The organism is Polynucleobacter sp. 30F-ANTBAC, assembly GCF_018882385.1.
GTDB lineage: Bacteria > Pseudomonadota > Gammaproteobacteria > Burkholderiales > Burkholderiaceae > Polynucleobacter.
Genome location: NZ_JACVON010000001.1, coordinates 956945 through 974533, shown reverse-complemented (window position 1 = coordinate 974533; position 17589 = coordinate 956945). Strand labels below are relative to the sequence as shown.

Annotated in this window: 19 protein-coding genes; 12 read left to right on the top strand and 7 right to left on the bottom strand. The window is 41.1% G+C overall.

Annotation, left to right across the window (positions count from 1 at the left end):
• Window positions 1-2 precede the first annotated feature (2 nt).
• The 5 genes from ICN28_RS04560 to ICN28_RS04540 all read left to right on the top strand — a co-directional run bounded on the left by ICN28_RS04560 (window position 3) and on the right by ICN28_RS04540 (window position 3564).
• The gene (locus ICN28_RS04560) at window positions 3-1241 is read left to right on the top strand and encodes a hypothetical protein (protein WP_216286541.1); all 1239 of its coding nucleotides are present in this window, start codon (window positions 3-5) and stop codon (window positions 1239-1241) included.
• A gap of 17 nt (window positions 1242-1258) precedes the next feature.
• Entirely contained in the window at window positions 1259-1987 is a 729-nt protein-coding gene (gene flgA / locus ICN28_RS04555; RefSeq protein WP_216286540.1) for a flagellar basal body P-ring formation chaperone FlgA, read from the top strand.
• 17 nt (window positions 1988-2004) lie between these two features.
• Window positions 2005-2337 (top strand): hypothetical protein, encoded by a 333-nt coding sequence (locus tag ICN28_RS04550; RefSeq protein ID WP_216286539.1) that lies wholly within the window; start codon window positions 2005-2007, stop codon window positions 2335-2337.
• Window positions 2338-2349: 12 nt separating this feature from the next.
• Window positions 2350-2739 carry a hypothetical protein gene (locus tag ICN28_RS04545; RefSeq protein WP_216286538.1) on the top strand — a complete coding sequence of 130 codons (390 nt, stop codon included), beginning with the start codon at window positions 2350-2352 and terminating at the stop codon, window positions 2737-2739.
• 93 nt (window positions 2740-2832) lie between these two features.
• Entirely contained in the window at window positions 2833-3564 is a 732-nt protein-coding gene (locus ICN28_RS04540) for a hypothetical protein (protein WP_216286536.1), read from the top strand.
• Here ICN28_RS04540 and ICN28_RS04535 read toward each other — a convergent pair.
• Genes ICN28_RS04535 through flhA form a run of 4 tightly spaced genes read right to left on the bottom strand, consistent with a single transcriptional unit; the run spans window position 3561 to window position 8553 of the window.
• Window positions 3561-4262 (bottom strand): FliA/WhiG family RNA polymerase sigma factor, encoded by a 702-nt coding sequence (locus ICN28_RS04535; protein ID WP_216286534.1) that lies wholly within the window; start codon window positions 4260-4262, stop codon window positions 3561-3563. The two genes, ICN28_RS04540 and ICN28_RS04535, sit on opposite strands and share 4 nt — an antisense overlap.
• A gap of 8 nt (window positions 4263-4270) precedes the next feature.
• Complete coding sequence (locus tag ICN28_RS04530; RefSeq protein ID WP_216286532.1) at window positions 4271-5077, bottom strand: hypothetical protein; 807 nt, start codon at window positions 5075-5077, stop codon at window positions 4271-4273.
• A complete protein-coding gene (gene flhF / locus ICN28_RS04525) occupies window positions 5074-6444 on the bottom strand; it encodes a flagellar biosynthesis protein FlhF (RefSeq protein ID WP_216286530.1) in 1371 nt (456 codons plus the stop codon). The genes ICN28_RS04530 and flhF overlap by 4 nt, the downstream gene beginning before the upstream one ends.
• A 9-nt stretch (window positions 6445-6453) precedes the next feature.
• Window positions 6454-8553 (bottom strand): flagellar biosynthesis protein FlhA, encoded by a 2100-nt coding sequence (gene flhA, locus ICN28_RS04520; protein ID WP_216286529.1) that lies wholly within the window; start codon window positions 8551-8553, stop codon window positions 6454-6456.
• Between the two features lie 382 nt (window positions 8554-8935).
• Between flhA and ICN28_RS04515 the strand changes: the two genes are divergently transcribed.
• The 7 genes from ICN28_RS04515 (at window position 8936) to ICN28_RS04485 (ending at window position 14619) form a co-directional block, all read left to right on the top strand.
• Complete coding sequence (locus tag ICN28_RS04515) at window positions 8936-9871, top strand: flagellin (RefSeq protein ID WP_216286528.1); 936 nt, start codon at window positions 8936-8938, stop codon at window positions 9869-9871.
• Between the two features lie 35 nt (window positions 9872-9906).
• Complete coding sequence (locus ICN28_RS04510) at window positions 9907-10860, top strand: flagellin (RefSeq protein ID WP_216286527.1); 954 nt, start codon at window positions 9907-9909, stop codon at window positions 10858-10860.
• An 85-nt stretch (window positions 10861-10945) separates the two neighbouring features.
• The gene (locus tag ICN28_RS04505) at window positions 10946-11368 is read left to right on the top strand and encodes a flagellar protein FlaG (RefSeq protein ID WP_216286526.1); all 423 of its coding nucleotides are present in this window, start codon (window positions 10946-10948) and stop codon (window positions 11366-11368) included.
• A gap of 82 nt (window positions 11369-11450) precedes the next feature.
• The gene (fliD, locus tag ICN28_RS04500; protein WP_216286525.1) at window positions 11451-12920 is read left to right on the top strand and encodes a flagellar filament capping protein FliD; all 1470 of its coding nucleotides are present in this window, start codon (window positions 11451-11453) and stop codon (window positions 12918-12920) included.
• Window positions 12921-12929: 9 nt separating this feature from the next.
• Window positions 12930-13316 (top strand): flagellar export chaperone FliS, encoded by a 387-nt coding sequence (gene fliS, locus ICN28_RS04495; protein ID WP_216286524.1) that lies wholly within the window; start codon window positions 12930-12932, stop codon window positions 13314-13316.
• A 48-nt stretch (window positions 13317-13364) separates the two neighbouring features.
• Window positions 13365-14324 (top strand): hypothetical protein, encoded by a 960-nt coding sequence (locus ICN28_RS04490; RefSeq protein WP_216286522.1) that lies wholly within the window; start codon window positions 13365-13367, stop codon window positions 14322-14324.
• The gene (locus ICN28_RS04485) at window positions 14314-14619 is read left to right on the top strand and encodes an EscU/YscU/HrcU family type III secretion system export apparatus switch protein (RefSeq protein ID WP_216286520.1); all 306 of its coding nucleotides are present in this window, start codon (window positions 14314-14316) and stop codon (window positions 14617-14619) included. The genes ICN28_RS04490 and ICN28_RS04485 overlap by 11 nt, the downstream gene beginning before the upstream one ends.
• A 73-nt stretch (window positions 14620-14692) precedes the next feature.
• On the opposite strand, the gene fliE is transcribed toward ICN28_RS04485, so the two are convergent.
• From fliE to ICN28_RS04470, 3 genes are read right to left on the bottom strand one after another with little or no spacing between them, the layout of a single operon-like run.
• A complete protein-coding gene (gene fliE / locus ICN28_RS04480; protein ID WP_216286518.1) occupies window positions 14693-15025 on the bottom strand; it encodes a flagellar hook-basal body complex protein FliE in 333 nt (110 codons plus the stop codon).
• A gap of 20 nt (window positions 15026-15045) precedes the next feature.
• Entirely contained in the window at window positions 15046-16419 is a 1374-nt protein-coding gene (locus ICN28_RS04475) for a sigma-54 dependent transcriptional regulator (protein WP_216286516.1), read from the bottom strand.
• Window positions 16420-16454: 35 nt separating this feature from the next.
• Window positions 16455-17576, bottom strand: a complete 1122-nt coding sequence (locus tag ICN28_RS04470) for a PAS domain-containing sensor histidine kinase (RefSeq protein WP_216286514.1) — start codon at window positions 17574-17576, stop codon at window positions 16455-16457.
• Window positions 17577-17589: the final 13 nt, after the last annotated feature.

The following is a 17589-nucleotide window of genomic DNA, read 5'->3' as shown; positions in this document are numbered from 1 at the left end:
TTGTGGCTAACGACTTTTTAACACTTTTCGTTACTGATATTAATCGCTCATTTGATGGTTTAATTCTTTCTATTGAAAGAGATCGGCCAGACTTGTTGCAAGCAGCATTGCATGCAAGAGATCTGGCAGATGCCCTGAGTAGCGTTGGTTTATTGCAGCTTAGCGCTATTACTGCTGATATCGCTAGGCAACTATCTCAAGAGCAACAATCAGTTTTACCTGTGACGTACCAGTTGGTAGAGCTTCTAAAAAAAGCTCTTGATGTCTTGGCTGCAACAGATGACGTGGTGATTATTCCTGATCAAATTGACGAAATTCAAAAGTTAGCTAATAGCATGTTGGATTTGTCTCAATTAAATGAACCACTTAAAAATCAATTTAATCTCAATCCTAATTCTGATGTCATGCCTGCGACATCAAAATCATGGCAAATAAATGCAGTAGATTCGCAGCAACCCAGCCCGACAAAGCCATCTCAAGTTTCCAGTTTATATTCTGGGGCAATTCTGCTGGCCCAAAGAAGGCATGCGCTTAATACAGTTCAAAGGATTCGCAGATTGGTCTTTGAGCAAGCATCTCCAAAAGATGTGGATAGTTTGTTAGGTGAGCACCAAGATGCTCTTTTAGAGTTTGGTCAATTAAATCTTGCTAATTATCTTGATGGAATAGCAGAGCAAGTAGATGCGGCTATGATTTTGGCCGATGCTGATGTGTTGGAAGCTCTTTCTACGATTTTAAGCATACTGCCTAAGGCTTCACTATTAAGAGTCTCAAAGCAAGCTTTAACTTTATTCATTGATTTGCAAAATGTCTCTCCAAGCCCTTTAGAGTTAGAAAATGCAGGTCAATTGGTAGCCAATCTTTCAGGACGTCTAGAATTTGTTAATCAATCTGTTCGATTAATTATTCCAAGTAGTTTAAAAAGAATGCGGCTAATCTCGTTTATGAGAGGGGCTGATCAATTTGTTGTTAGCTGGGCGCAGTTGGTTTCCGTCGGCAATGTTCTCAACACAGTAGGCACATATGATGCCTTGGGGGGTGCGGAGGGTTGTCCTAAAGAAATCACTCTCATGTGCGGCCTGCAAAGCTGTACTTTGTATGCCGAGGAATTATTGCCAGTTTCGAATATGAATGTATTTGCCTTGCCTAGTTTATTAACCGGACCAGAATGGTTGCGCGGTGTTGCCATAGATCACGCTAATCGTCCATACTCTTGGATCTCCTTAAAAAGGACCGCATGAGGAAGGTTAGAGAAGTGATGGCTCAACGTTTTTCAATAAGGTTTCTAAGCTTTAGAAAAGCTTTTTTTATGAGCTTATTCATGAGCTTAGGGCTTACTTTTGGTACTTTGGGGTATGCCCAAACGCAAATTCCACTTTCCTTGGATAAATCAATACGTCAATTTGTATCAAAACACCCAACAATGGCTGGATTAAAGGTGGATATTGAGTATATTGACTCAAAAATCAAGCTGCCAAACTGTGCTGGCCCAATTGATGTTGCTTTGCCCGCCCGGGTAAGACCTTGGGGGCGGGTTAACTTACAGCTGCGCTGTCAGACTGGAAAAGGTTGGTTTATATCATTACCCATCAAAGTTTTAGTATTTGGTGAGTATGTACTCACTACCAAGTTTATCAATTCTGGATATAGAATATCACCTGCTGACGTCCGCATAATCGAAGGAGATTTGAGTTCGCTTCCAGATGATGTGGTTCGCTCTATTAATGAGGCAACGGGTAGGCAAGCTGTTAGGGCTATTCAGGCGGGGTCCTATATTTCGCTAAACAATTTAAAGGAACCATCCGTAATAAAGGTAGGAGATCGAGTCAGAGTCCAGGTGATTGGGGCCGGTTTTCAAGCAACAGGTGAGGGAATTGCTCAATCATCCGGTTCAATTAATGAGATAATAAAAGTTAAATTACCGGATGGTCAGGTTCTCCAAGGGACAATCAGCTCACCCGGGGCAGTAGAAATTAATGTGAATTAATAAGAGAAGAGTTAAGTTTGAAGATTAATGACAGCAGACCTCTAGTAACAACAACTGATGCTAAAAAAGGCGTCGGATCTCCTGTTGATTCAAAAAAGTCAAATGTCAGCAGTGGTGAATCCGCTGGACCTTCAGCAACACCCGCGGTCAATATCGGGATTAATTCGTCAGTTGCTCAAACAACTAACGCACCAGCAAGTACATTAGCTCATCAAATTTCAGAAACTGAAGCCTTATCTAAAATTCGTGAATTAATTGAAAAAGGTGAATTCAAAATGGATTTCCCTAAGATAGCAGAGCAAATGCTCAAAGACGCTGTCTCTGCTATTGATCGATCAAAAAACAATTAAAGACCGATTCGAGTGTCTAGTGCAATTCAAACACAAGTTAATCAAGTAGCTCAAGCCGTATCTTTTTTGAGAGCAGTTCTTGAAGAAGATCGAATGGATGATCTAGCCGATGCGCTAGCAAAAGCTCAAGCAGCACTTGATCAGATGAACTCATATCCAGGTGGCGTTGAACAGTTAAAGAAGGATATCTCTTTACTTGATGAACACTTGAAAACAGAAATAGAAGAGAAGTTGCAGAAGGCTGGAGTGGATCATCAGATTAACGGTGAGTTGATCAAATTGGCGATGCAAAAAAATGCAGCTCTTCAGGCATTTATGGCTCAACAATCAGACTCTGCAACCTACTCAAGTTCCGGCAGTATTCCAAATCTAACGGGTGGCGTATTGTCTCGTAAGGTGTAGGGGCATCAAAAGTATCAGGTAAGGGGAGCTAGTTCCCAATAAAATAAAAATTAGCGAAGCAAAGTTATTTAAAGGTATTGAAAAAGATACAACATGAATAATAATTTTTCTGAGGCCCTGATTTATTTATTGACCTATTTAATGCCCATGCAGGCGCCTGGCGTACTATTCTTTTATGCCCTTGGAATTATCTTCATTAAAACAGCCACCAATAGAGGCATCGCTAAAATAGGGCGCCATATAGCTAGTATTTCAGCGATTATTTTTTCTGCAGCAGTCATTAAGATGTTTAACCAAGAAAACATCCAATCAGTCTCTGAAAACACCGTTACTTTTTACTTATTTATCGCATTTGTTTGCTTTGCAGGAGCTTATGTTTCATCGTATAGATTGGTTGATATTCAAGGTGAGCAACTTGAAAGTATCTTTTCAAAATTAAAAAAATTAGCAATAGAAGAGAAAAAAACAACACAAACAGAGATCTCAATCGATTCGGAAGTTAAAGGTGAGATAGTAGAAGATAAAAAATATCAAAATTATTTTAGGGGGCAATTGTTAGCTGCAAGATTGCCAGATAATGCTTTTGATTACAAAGCATTAAGCATTCAGGAGTTGGTGAAGAATAAGTTCTTCTCAGTTAAGCAGGAAGAAGAAGTGTTGTATCTCATGTTTTTTAGTGACCATGTGGCTGTCGAATCCGATGGGTTCTTGAAGGTGTTTAACTCATTCGAAGAATGTAAAGCCGCACATAAAAATAATAATATTAAAAAGCTTCACCCACCGGGATCGGTTTTGACACTTGAAATTAGTGCGCTATTTAATTAACTCAAATCTTTCTTAAGATCTGAGCGGATGCGAATCATTGCCTGTGTGTGAAGCTGGCTGATCCTTCCGGGAGTCAACTGCATCACAACCGCAATCTCGCGATACGATAGCTCTTCTTGATAGTGTAAGGCCATGATTAATTGCTCTTTTTCAGGCAAATTTTTAAGAGTGGCCTCCATCTGACTAGCAATTTGCTTCATCGAGATTAAGCGCATTGGATCATTGGCGTGATCTGATGGCAGCATGTCTTCTGGCAAGTCATCTAATGGCATCAAATTAACCATGCTGCCAATCACTGCAAAATAGTCATCTAAGCTAAGACCTGCTGCTTCTGCTATTTCTAAATCATCTGCTGGTCGCCCCAATTTCTGCTCGAGTGAACGAGTTACTTTTTCTAAGGATGTGACTTGATCTCTTTGATGTCTTGGAAGAATGTCATTTTTTCTACAAGAATCATAAATAGCACCTCTAATTCTAGTTTTTGCATACACTTCAAAACTGAGATTGGGTTGCGGTTCATAACGTTGTAAGGCATCTAATAAGCCAGTCATACCCTCTTGAATAAGATCATCTACTTCGACGTTAGCAGAAAGACGTGATGCAATGTGGTGAGCGATCTTTTTGACAAGAGGGGTGTGAGTCTTAATCGCCTCATCAAGATTATGGCTGTTGTACGGGTTGGCCGAGCGAGGACGCATACTAAGACTTAACTTGCTATTTTGTTAGCCATCTGTTTGAAAAGGCCAGCTGGCAAGAGGAGGTCTTTCTTTTTCACAGTTGTATCAGTTTCTTGGGTGGATAATTCACCTAGGGATGTTGCACCTACCCAGCAGAGCAGTTCAATGGGCTGTTCAAGGTATTGTGTTGCTGCAGTCTTTAGTCTTTCAAAGGCTTGCTCACCTTCTTTTCGATCAAGGCCGCCAACCATCATGACTGGAATTGGTTTTTCTGTTCCAGTTAATGTGAGCTCCTTAATAAGTCCCAAGGTTTTAACCAAAGAGTCGCTATTCACAGAGGCTATGACAATGTAATTAATTTCTTTGCTGTAAAGCGAAAGAACCGGATTAAATGGGTCAGTTGTTGCTATGACAAAATAATCAATATTCATCCCTAGTTGATGCAGACGAATATCAAGAGCAGGGCCTCTTGTTTTTTTAGTTTTAAAGTACTGATGAATTCTGGCACTACTTGCAAACCAAAGATTTTCATCGACCTCGCGTATGCATTTTTCAATTCCAATTAGATTTGAAAAAGCCTGTCCTAAGTCATATTGCACAGGATAGGAAAATCCCGCTAACCCTTGACGTTGGTTAAGAGGTACTTCATCAATCAATAGGACTTTATGATCCGCTTTACGAAGTGAGTGTGCGGTGCCTAAGCCAATCGCAACAGTGCTATCAGCATCTAAAGCACTTGCCAACACATAAGCCTTGGCATAAGGTTGGCCAAAAATGTTTCTTAAGCCTTCCGCTTGGTCTGTGGCGCTAATACTTGCTGGGCTATCTGGGTTCATGAGAAGTTCTTTTTAGTCCAGTCGTTAAGATGGTCTGCCATGAGTGCCGGTACTTGATCATCATTGACATTTAAATTATTGCCTAAATGTCGTGGATGCATGGCTCTATGCGCAAGGTAAGGGATATTCGCTTGACTTAAATCTTCGGGAACTCGTTGCCCATTAGATAAGAATAGCAGGGGTAGCTGATGTCGAATGAGGCAATCTAATACAGGGGCTAGTTGGGCTGCTTCATCAGTTTTAGTAATGATGGCACCTAGAATACTAGATTGATCACCTTCCTTGGATGCTTGATTGTGGAGCATGATGACGTCTTCTTGAGTTCTTAAGTCTGTCGTAGAACTCATGACCAAGATGCGGTGGGCATGACGTGAACCTTCTTTGAGAAGTTGTGATTGTTCGATCATGAGAACGTCGCGTTGATTCACACCTGCAGTATCAAGGAGGATAATTTTTCTTTGTGATAGCTCATCAATTTTTGATGCCAAATCTTCACTATCTCGAAGAGAGACAACTGGTAGACCAAGAATTTTTGCAAAAACCTTTAACTGTTCTTGAGCTCCAATACGGTAAGTATCAGTCGTTAACAAGGCAACTTGATTTCGTCCATATCGAAGAACACATCGAGCAGCAACTTTTGCAACCGTTGTAGTTTTACCCACCCCAGTTGGGCCAATAAAAGCAAAAACACCACCCTGATCAAAAGCGGTAATTGGGTCGACTAATTTAATCATGCCCTCAAGTTTGAGTTGAGCTTGATGAAGTAGTTTCTTTACGTCACCTTCTTCAGTTAAATCTTGAACCAATTGTGCGCACAACTTAGGTGAAAAACCAGCACTCAATAAAGCTTTTGTAACTTCGGCTTGGTTAACTGCTTGCTGTTGCATGTTGCCCCAGTAGTTCGTCGCTAGATGCGACTGCAGCATTTTTTTAACTTCTTCTACTTCAGCAATTAAGCGTTCAACTCTTGGGGACTCATTAGGGCTGGGTGAGTGACCCGCTAATTTTGAATTGTCAGAATGATTGGTTGGCTGAAGGTTATTGGGTTGAATGACTGGGCTGCGATCTAAACCTCTTGCCCTTGAGCTGTTTTGCAGAACATCTGCAATGACTAAACCACCTAGGTTAGGAATAGAGCCTGGCTTCTTTTCAAGGGGTGGCTCTGAAGTAAAAGTCTTAGCCTGAGTTGATGGAAAAGTAGTTTTCTGATTGGCTAGATAAGATAGTGCATCCGGTGAGATAGCAACAATTTCAACCCCTTCTGGAACATCTTTAGTTGAAAGCACCATCGCATCAGACCCCATCTTTTCTCTAACCATTCTTAGAGCTTCAGCTGAGTTGGCGGCAACAAATTTTTGCGGTCCCATAATGATTCGTTAACCTCGATTAGTGTTAGGCGCAGCTTGTGAGCACAGTACTTGATAGTAAGATAAATTAGAGGTTGGTGGTAGTTCACCCATACCTAAAACAATAACTTGAGGCCGCACTCTTTTAGCCAACCTTGAGAAGGTCAAACGGCATCTGGTGCTGCAAACGATCACCGGTGGCAAGTTAAGACTTTCAAGTGCGTCTACTCCGCGAATAACTTCTTCACCAAATAGTCTGGCTAAGCCTGGTTCAATAACACCGTCAGGCGCTACTGAGTTATTGCCAATGGCTTGGTCAATCAGTCTTTCAAACTCTGGTTGTATACCCAATACGGAATAATTGATTGAGTCGCCAAATGTTTCTTGAACAATAGTTCTTCTAAGAGCGAAACGAATATGCTGAAGCATATCTTGTGGCTCAGGTAATTTCGGAGCAACTTCCCCAGCAATCTCAAGAATAGTTCTTAAGTCTTTAATGGGGACACCTTCTTCTAGTAATAATTGAAGGAGTCTTTGTAGGTTAGCAACCGTCACAACTTTTGGAATAACGTCTTCCACTAACTTGGGGTAACTATTCTTAAAGTGTTCTAGCAAATCTTGAGTTTCTTGACGACCGAGTAATTCATGAGCATGTTTGTGTACAAGATGATCTAGGTGCGTGGCAAGAACTACGGCTGGCTCAACCACTGTATAGCCTTTGGTAATGGCTTCATCTCGTTGAGTGCGGTTGATCCAAATAGCAGGCATTCCAAATGTTGGGTCAGTCACTTTAATGCCAGAAATATCTTCTGCACCAGCCGGTTGAATGGCTAGTAACTTATCCGGTAAACATTGACCTCGACCTATCTCAGCGCCATATAGTAAAAAACGATAAGTCTCAGCTTGGAGCTGAAGGTTATCTCGAATATGAACAGAGGGAGTAAGGAAGCCTACATCGCCGATAAATTTTTTACGAATGGCTCGAATACGTTTGATTAGATCACTGTCATCACCTTTTTCAACTAAAGAAATAAGGCGGTAAGGTAATTCTAGGCAAAGTGGCTCAATAACTGGAACATCTTTCCAATCAAGTTCTTCGCGGATGGATGGTGTTGCTGCAACAGCTGCAGCTGTTGCAGATTTTTTAGCAATTTTTGTTTTGATAACCCATGCTAATCCACCAAATACCACGGCAAATGTCAAAAATACAGCATGTGGCATTCCAGGCACGATACCGAGCACACCCAAAATCACGGCAGCAACTGCCAAGCTTGTGCTGTTGGTGCCGAACTGTTTACCAACTTGTTCCGAGAAAGTATCTTCTGTTGCAACTCGCGTTACCAAGATACCTGCAGCTGTTGAAATGATCAGGGCTGGAACTTGCGCTACCAGTCCATCACCAACGGATAGTGCTGCAAATGTTTTAAATGCAGTACCAAAATCCAGGTTGTATTGCAGAACACCAACAATGACGCCACCAATCAAGTTGATTAGCAAAATCATGATTCCAGCAACAGCATCACCACGAACGAACTTTGATGCACCATCCATGGAGCCATAAAAATCAGCTTCTTGGGCGACGTCATTTCGTCTTTCACGGGCTTCATCTTGTTTAATGATGCCGGCGTTAAGATCGGCATCAATGGCCATTTGTTTGCCAGGCATGGAATCTAAGGCAAAACGTGCGGAAACTTCGGCCACTCGCCCTGAACCTTTTGTAATCACCACAAAGTTAATGATGGTAATTACGATAAAAATCACAATACCAACAGTAAAGTTGCCGCCAATCAGAAACTGACCAAAAGCTTCAATGACTTTACCGGCAGCACCGGGACCGGTGTGTCCCTCAATTAAGACGACACGAGTAGACGCAACGTTTAAAGAGAGTCTTAAAAGGGTTGTTAGTAAGAGAACGGTTGGAAAAGCAACAAAATCCTTAAAGCTTTTGATATTGATGGCCAATATCAAAACCATGATAGCCACCGCAATATTGAAGGTGAACAATATATCAAGCAAAAGTGCTGGTAGTGGAACCAGCATCATTACTAGAACAAGTAAAACTAATATGGGTATCGCTGCGGAGGCCGAGGGTGTCGGTAAGCGCTGTAAAGAAATACCAAAAAAAGCCATAAATTAAAGCGCCTAGATAGACCTAAAAAATAATTACTAATTATTAATGCCAAAAATGACAGTAATAATAAAAATTACCATTGATTAATAAGACCAATTCTAACTGATCTTAGGCAAATTTCTTATGAAAAATAGGGCTAATCAGCCTGTTTTGAGCATTTCTGCCATATAAATCCCACTTTTATTAGCTAAAGGGCTATTTGCTTGTGATTTTCATAAGTTATTACCGGGAAATTAAAAAATAAATATCTTCTAAAACAATGACTTATATATTTAATTGTGAATTGGCTAAACAAAAAATAGGTGGCGACCGTAATAGATTACGAAGAAAACTAATTTTTAAAGTAACAACTTAACCAGCTTAAAGCACTAGGAGATTTAAATGCCAGCAATCCTAAATACAAATATGGCTTCTTTGTACGCTCAAAAGAACTTGAGTACTGCCCAAGCAGACTTAGCAAGTTCAGTTCAGAAGTTATCTTCTGGTAAGCGTATTAACAGCGCTAAAGATGATGCAGCTGGTTACGCTGTTGCTGAAGCTGTTAAAGCAACAAAGAACGTAACTGATCAATCAATCCAAAATACACAAGACGCCATCTCTTTAGTTCAAACTGCAGAAGGCGCATTGGATGTTGTAGGTAAGATTTTGCAACGTGTATTGACTTTGGTAACCCAAAAAGAAAATGGCTCATTGACTACACCACAGTTAAATTCAATTAACAATGAAATTGTTAGTTTATTTAAAGAAGTAGCTGAGATTAAGAATAGAACAAAATTCCAAGGTGCTGGAGAATCAATTTTTGGTCGAGTTGGCGCTGTTGGAGTTACGGAGTCAGGCACTGACATACCTGATATGTTGAAATTTTCAACAGGTGATAACTCTACAACCACTATTTCAATTGCAGATTTATCTTTGAAGGCATTATTTACAGGTGTAAAAAATGCAACTGGTTCTGCGGATGTGAATTTATTCCAGGCCGTTACTTCACAAACCACATCAACAGATGCAAATATTCTTACTGCTACTGACAGCATTGCTAGTGCAGACTTTACTTCTAAGGCTGTGATGTCTGCAGTTCAAAATAATATTGCAAACCGTGCTGCACTAGGCACATGGCAGACTCGCCTTAATTACATCGTTGACAACATGCAAACATTGTCAAACAACTTGGCTGATGCCCAGAGTCGTATTGTAGACACTGACTATGCTTCAGAAACTGCTAAGTTGACACGTGGTCAGATTTTGCAACAAGCTGCCACATCTATGTTGGCTCAAGCTAACCAAATGCCAAACGTGATCTTGACACTTTTGAAGTAATTCAAATTAATTAAAAAATTAAATCGGAGATTTAAATGCCAGCAATCCTAAATACAAATATGGCTTCTTTGTACGCTCAAAAGAACTTGAGTACTGCCCAAGCAGACTTAGCAAGTTCAGTTCAGAAGTTATCTTCTGGTAAGCGTATTAACAGCGCTAAAGATGATGCAGCTGGTTACGCTGTTGCTGAAGCTGTTAAAGCAACAAAGAACGTAACTGATCAATCAATCCAAAATACACAAGACGCCATCTCTTTAGTTCAAACTGCAGAAGGCGCATTGGATGTTATGGGTAAGATTTTACAGCGCGTATTGACGCTTACAACTCAAAAAGAAAATGGTTCTTTGACGGATAGCCAAAAAACTTCAATCAATAATGAAATTGCAAGTTTATTGAATGAAACTGCAGAGATTAAGAAGAGAACAAAATTCCAAGGTGCTGGAGAATCAATTTTTGGTCGAGTTGGCGCTGTTGGAGTTACGGAGTCAGGCACTGACATACCTGATATGTTGAAATTTTCAACAGGTGATAACTCTACAACCACTATTTCAATTGCAGATTTATCATTACTAGACGCAACGTCAACAACAAGTAATTTAGGTTTGGTTAGCGCTTCAGCTGGTGCAGATGCTACAGCAAAAGCAACGGCTGGCAAAATTGACTTTGCAGATGCTGCTGACGCCACTGCAGGAACATTGGTTGCTGCTGACGTCCAATATTTAAAAGCAAGTGTTGTTATGACTGCTGTTCAGAAAAATATTGATAACCGTGCAAACTTAGGCACATGGCAAACTCGCTTGAACTTCATCGTTGACAACATGCAAACATTGTCAAACAACTTGGCTGATGCCCAGAGTCGTATTATCGACACAGACTATGCTTCAGAAACCGCTAAGTTGACACGTGGTCAGATCTTGCAACAAGCTGCAACATCTATGTTGGCTCAAGCTAACCAAATGCCAAATGTGATCTTGACACTTTTGAAGTAATTTGAAGTATTGAAATATTATGGAAATAACATTACCCTAATAACATGTGTTGTTAGGGTAATGCATTAATAAACGAGGTTTCAACATGAATCCTATTAGTTCGAGTACCGCAGTACCAGTTGCTATTACCCAGCAAGAGCCACGAAATGTCTCTGCTGGTAAAGGTGATTCTGCGCCAGTTGTGCCAGCATTCAAAGCGCCTGAAATCACTCCTAAAAAAGAGGTGGTGATTGCGCTTGATACGACAGGTACGTCTGCTGCAAGCGTTCGTGAATTTGCCCAGCCAATTGAAAAAGTTGTGCAGGCTGCTGCTGCTGCCATTCAAGACTTTATTCAGTCAAAAGGCTCTAATCTAAGTGTTAGCGTTGACCATACAACCGGTTACCATGTGATTCAAGTCACAGATGCAAGCGGTAATCTGGTTATGCATTTACCTTCCGAAGCTGCAGTTCGAGTGGCTCACAATATGGAAAGTTTACAAGGGTTATTCGTTAATAACGTTGCATAGGTTATTAGTCGCATGCAGTGCATGCAAGATGGCATGTAACTTGCATGTTTTTAAGCATTAAAAACATTTCAAAAAGCAAATCATGGCCGTTAGCTCAACCTCAGGTAGCACATCATCTTTAGCGGGATCCAATGGAAGCCTTGGTAACGGTACTGTTATCGACGTTAACTCGATTGTTTCAAAGCTAGAGGTCGTTGAGCAAGCACCAATTGATAAGGTCGCTAAAGATATTGATAGGAATAACGTTGCTATCAGTGACATGGGCACGATTAAGGCAAAAATTGCCGCTTTGCAAACTGATTTTCAGTCTTTCTCTGACTCCAATATTTATTCCAATAAATTAGTTAATAGCAGTGACTATACGGTTGTAGATGCTGCTGTTAGTACAGGTTCCGCAGCAATTGCTGGAAATTACAATATCAATGTCACTGCACTAGCTGCATCAGCCTTTGCCGGATTTGGTGGGTTGGATGCTAATAATGTTGCTTGGCCAACAACAATCACTGATCCTGCGACATCCGATACAGCAACTTTAAGAAGTTTTTTTAGTGTTAGCCCAACTGCTTCAAACATCATCACTGTTGGTGCAACAGGCGATATTCCAGGTGTATCGGTCGATTTAACTCAATTTACGAGCCTCAATGCCGTTCGCGATAGGATTAATTCGTTATCAACCTCTGTGCGTGCTTCAGTTGTCGATACAGGTAACGGATACAGTCTAACTTTAACCGCTATGAATGGTGGGGCGGCTAACAACTTAGTTTTAAAAGATAGTTTAGGGGCTAACTTGGCTTCTACTGTGAGCTCTGCTGGAGTTGATGCAAAGTTTACGATTAATGGTCAATCATTTATCAGACCATCGAATAGCGTTTTAAATGCTGTGCCTGGTCTAACCTTGCAGCTAGGTAAGATAGGTAGCTCTTTATTGTCAGTGACATCTGCCTCAGCACAAAATGCACAAACAGTATTAACTCAGATTATTGATAACTACAACAGTTTGATTTCTTCCTATACAGAGTTGAGCAAGTATGATCCTGATCCCTCTAAAAGAGGTTCTTTGTATGGTGAAAGTAATTTATCTTTTGTGATTGACTCTATCACCAACTCCCTAATGAATGGCTTTAAAGACGCCGCAGGGTCAACGCCATTGCTTGATAAAAATGGTAGAGCTATCAGCTTAATTACATTGGGTCTTGAGCTACAGTTAGATGGAACACTACAGTTCAATAGCACGATGTATAACAACTCAGTCAGTAATGGTGTATTTGACAAGTTAGCTGCCGGTTTTTCAGCGCCGACTTATGCCTCAATCAATGCAGCTATTGGTTTAAGTGGCATGACAGGTAGTATCGCAACCAATATTGATGGCATTAAGAGCGAAAATACAACTTTGCAGTCAAGAGTGAAGGATATGCAAACTCGTAAAGCAGAAAAAATGGCTAAATATGCTGCTCAATACGCGGCATTAGATGCTTTGTTATATCAACTGCAAGCTACAAACAGTTCTTTAACGACGACCTTCAATGTTCTCAATAACAGTAAGAGTAACTAATCGGTTTGTATGACAAATAAAGCCGTTGCCGGATATAAAAATATTTTTGCCCAGACATCAGTTGGCATCGCTCGGCCTGAAAACTTAATTTTGTTGGTTTTTGAAAAGCTTTTAGATCATTTGTTATCAGCTGAAAATCAAATGCAAGCTGGTGAGTTAGCGGTGGAACCTTTAGATAAAGCACTTGATATATTTAAAATTGGATTGATACCTGCCTTAGATTTTGAAAAAGGTGGTGATATTGCTAGAAACTTAGCTTCTCTCTATGACTGGTCGATTCGACATTTACTGAAAGCCAGAATTAATAAAGATGCCAATATGATTAAAGAGGTAAGGGAAGTTCTCCTGCCTATTTATGAAGCATGGCAGGGTGTGGTGAGTGAAAGAGCTATTTAATAAAATAATTTTCACGCAGAGTAGCTTTTAGCTGCCTGGGGACGAGCCATGGTCTTCCCAATACCTCCCATCAATTTACCTGACACTTCAACACCTTCAAGTTCAAAAATTAAGGTTGAAGCAGTTAATAAGATTGCGCCTGTAGTTCTCAATGACCAAGTTAGTGTTGATGCAAGAACGGCAGTTAAGTTGCCTGATCCAGTAGCGTTGATGCAATCAGGATCTCAAGCAAGAAATTCATTGTCACACCCTGGTTTGGTTGCTGGATCACTTCATCCAGGGCAAGCAGTGCTGCTTGAGGGCATGGCTTTACATGCTTCCATGTTGCAAGGTACTCTGAAACCTCAATCGGCAGACTTAGGTAAATTATTGGCGTTATTGGGTGGCGTTGGTACAGAGGATGCTGCGGGTGTTGATTGGCCCGGTACTGAGAGTAAATCGTGGCGAGGTTTGAGTGGTGAAGTTGTTCCTCCTAAACAGGCCATGCAAAATTTATTGATGAACTTAGCGAGTTCATCGCTATTTGCTGCTCGTCACTTGGCCGATACCTTAGGGCCAAAGTTACTCCATCCTTCCGGTTTGGATGATGCCTCTTTGATGGAGGAGACCACCAAGGTTTTGGAAAATCTGTCATCTGATTCAGCTTCTGCCAAAGAAGCTGCCCGACTTTTATTGCATGGTCAATTATTCTGGCAAGGTGAGTTAATGCCTGGGGTTAAGGGGAAGTTAACCCGAGAAGATGCTTGGGAAAATGATCCTGATCATGAAGGGCAGTTAATGAAAGGTAGCAAAATAAGTTTAGAAGTTAATCTGCCAAGAGCCGGTGTTTTTAAAGTTATTGGTGTTCAGTTTGGAGATGTATTGCGTTTAAGAATTGAAACTGCTGAGAAAGAGAAATCTATTTTTCAGAAGTCTTTAAGCGAATTAGATGACCGATTCAAAGAGCAAATCGCCATACCTGTTAATTATGTTTTAAGTGATATTGCACAAGGCAATCATGAGTCATGATGATATGAATCAGGGTAAGCCAATAAAAGCAGTGGCGCTTGCCTATGAAAAATCTGCTTTAGCCCCTCGTATTGTTGGCCAAGGTGAGGGTTATGTGGCCGAGGCTATATTGGCTAAAGCCGCAGAGCTTGGTATTCCAACTCGAGTTGAGCCAGAGTTAGTTGAATTTTTGATGCAATTAAAACTCAATGAATTGATACCCCCTCAGCTGTATGCTGCTGTTGCAGAAGTCTTGGCGTGGGCTCATCAAGTGGATGAAAAGTTGTCTGACAAATACGATATTAACAATAGTTAAAAATAAAAAAGCGCTCTTGTAAGCGCTTTTTTTGGGATGTATTTTTTGATGCTGCTGATGCAGCACCAGCTTATTAAACTTGTAGGTTGGTAACTTCTTTGTAGGCGTCAACAAGACGGTTACGAACAGCTAACATGCCTTGAAATGAAATGTTTGCTTTCTGTAATGAAACCATGACTTCTTCAAGGCTCATATTGGAGTCACCAGTTGAGAAAGCCTGCACCTTTGCTTGTGCTGAGTTTTGAGCATTGCTCACATCTTGAACAGCATTTTTAAGAATAGTTTTGAAGTCAACGCCATTGGAGTCACTTGCTACAGAAGGCAAATTGCTAACAGGCTGACCCGAAGTCGCTTGTTGCATTGCTTGCATCTGGGCAAGTAAGGCGTTCATCTTTTCAATGTTCATAACTTAATCATATTCCAAATTTAAATAAATTCAAAACCCGCTTCGCGATAAGCTTTTAACTTATATCGAAGGGCTCTTTCAGAAATCCCTAAGATTGCGACAGCTTGTTTGCGATTACCCCCCACTTGCGCCAGAACTTTTAGGATATGTTCTCTCTCTAAAGAGTTGATATCGCCATGAGTATCTGTTGCCAAAGAAGGGCTAGGCTGTTGAATATATGCAAATTTCGTGCCAGATTCTTGATTTATTGGTAAATCGAGCTCTACATGCTCTGGTTCAATCAAATCATCATCTGAGAGAAGGAGAGCTCTCTGGATGGCATTCTCAAGTTCTCGAACGTTTCCTGGCCATTGGTATATTTGAAGCGCCTGTTGGGTTGCCGGGCTCAAAACAACCCCGCTGCGCCCCATCGTATGGCTGTAACGCCTTAAAAAGGCTTCGGCTAAAGGCAAAATATCCTGGGTTCTTTCCTTAAGACTTGGTATTTTGATTGGGAAAACGGCCAAGCGGAAGTAAAGATCTTCACGGAATCGACCTTCAGCAACCCTGGCTTGAAGATCTTGGTTGGTAGCGGCGACGATTCTGACATCACAGGATAGCGACTCTCTACTGCCAAGCCTTTCAACAACATGGTCTTGAAGAACCCTGAGTAGCTTGGCTTGGAGCTCTAGAGGCATTTCACCAATTTCATCTAAAAATAGTGTGCCGCCATTGGCTATTTCAAATTTACCTGGTTGCGCCTTGGTTGCACCTGTAAATGCGCCTTTTTCATGACCAAATAGCGTTGATTCCAGCAGAGTTTCTGGAATGGCTGCACAGTTAAGTGCAATATAGGGCTTGCCAGCTCGTTTTGATAAATCATGGATTCTTCTAGCAAATACATCTTTACCGACGCCTGATTCTCCTGTCAGTAGCGCTGTGGTGTCGGTTTTTCCAACTCTTTCACAACGGGCCATAACGGCAAGTGTTGCCGGGTCGGCGGCAATAATTTCCGCCACATTATTGGATTTTGCCCCTTGCCCTGTAACTTCTTGTTTTTGATAGCGAGCAATGACCTCAACTAACTGCTCTGGTACGAATGGTTTTATTAAAAAATCTCTGGCACCCGATTTCAATGCCTCAACTGCAAGCTTTGCATCGGCATAAGCGGTCATAACAACAACAGGCATGTCAGGGCAAATTTTTAATGTCTCTTTAAGAAGTTCGATGCCATTCATACCTGGCAGCCTAAAGTCCGTGATTAAGACCCCTTCATAACCTGGATGTATCTGGGCAAGGGCTAGCTCAGCACGCTCATAGATCCTGTAGTCAATCCCTTTTAGGGATAAAGTAATGCTGATGGCCTCACGAAGGTCATCATCATCTTCAACAAGTAGAACAGGATTTTTAGACATAGGTTTCTTGAGATCTTTTAATGGGTGACAGAGATTTATAGCTCAATCAGTGAAGGTAAGATAATCGTAAATCTAGCTCCGCCACCCTCACGGTTGCTGACTAAGATTTCACCGCGATGACTATCAATGGCATTTCTTGCAATCGATAAGCCCAATCCTGTCCCGGTTATACGGCTGGTAGAGAATGGTTCAAACAAAGTATCCATCATGTCTGCAGCAATCCCTGGACCTTGATCATCAATCATGATTTGCACTCTGCCTTGAAGGGCGATGGTTGTTACAGCAATACTTTGACCAGATTGGGTTACTTGTAAGGCATTTTCTAATATGGCAATTAAAGCGCTAACAATAGACTGTTTTTCTACATTGACAACACTGCCAGAGCTTTGAAGGCTAAGATTTAGACCGATTTGACGCTCATCACAAATGGCTTGAATCGCTTGGCAGGCCTCATCAATAAGGTCGTCCAAAGGAGAATTGGTCATTTGTTGAGGGCGTTGGCGTAAGAAAAGCAGCATGTTGCCCGCTAACTTTTCCAGATTCATTAGCTGTTTTTTTAAGCGATCAGCAAAAAGCCGTTTTTGATCATCTCCGACCTTTTCATCTGATAAGTGAGATGCATAAAGTAATGCGGTAGAGAGAGGAGTTCTTAATTGGTGTGCAATTCCAGCGCTCATTTTGCCCATGGCGGCTAAACGATTGACACGTTCTCGTTCAGCATGACTTGAAATGGATGCGGTGATGTCTTGGATTTGAATGACGCTACGGACACTGCTATCAATTTGATGAACTTGCAAGATTTGCTCAGTTTGACCATGTTTTTGATGGTATTCACCTACTGTGGTCGAGCTTTTCCAACTTTTGGGAATATTCCAAAAAGAACCTTTTTTAAGATCTGGGATCAATTGAATAGCTGCAGGGTTAAAATCTATAACTATCTGATTTTCAACAAGAATTACTCCTGCTGGTAAGGCGTTTAGAAGGCTACTTAAACGCCCATTAACTTCAACTAATTCTTGGCTTAATTGGCTAATTTGACTCTGTAATGCTAATTGTTGTTCTTCAAGAGCTTTTGAGGCGTCAACAAAGAGAGCAAAGGCTGCTTCCAAGTCTTGGGCAATAGCAATATTGGGTGTTTGGGAAGAGCCGGTTGACATTATTGATTGATTT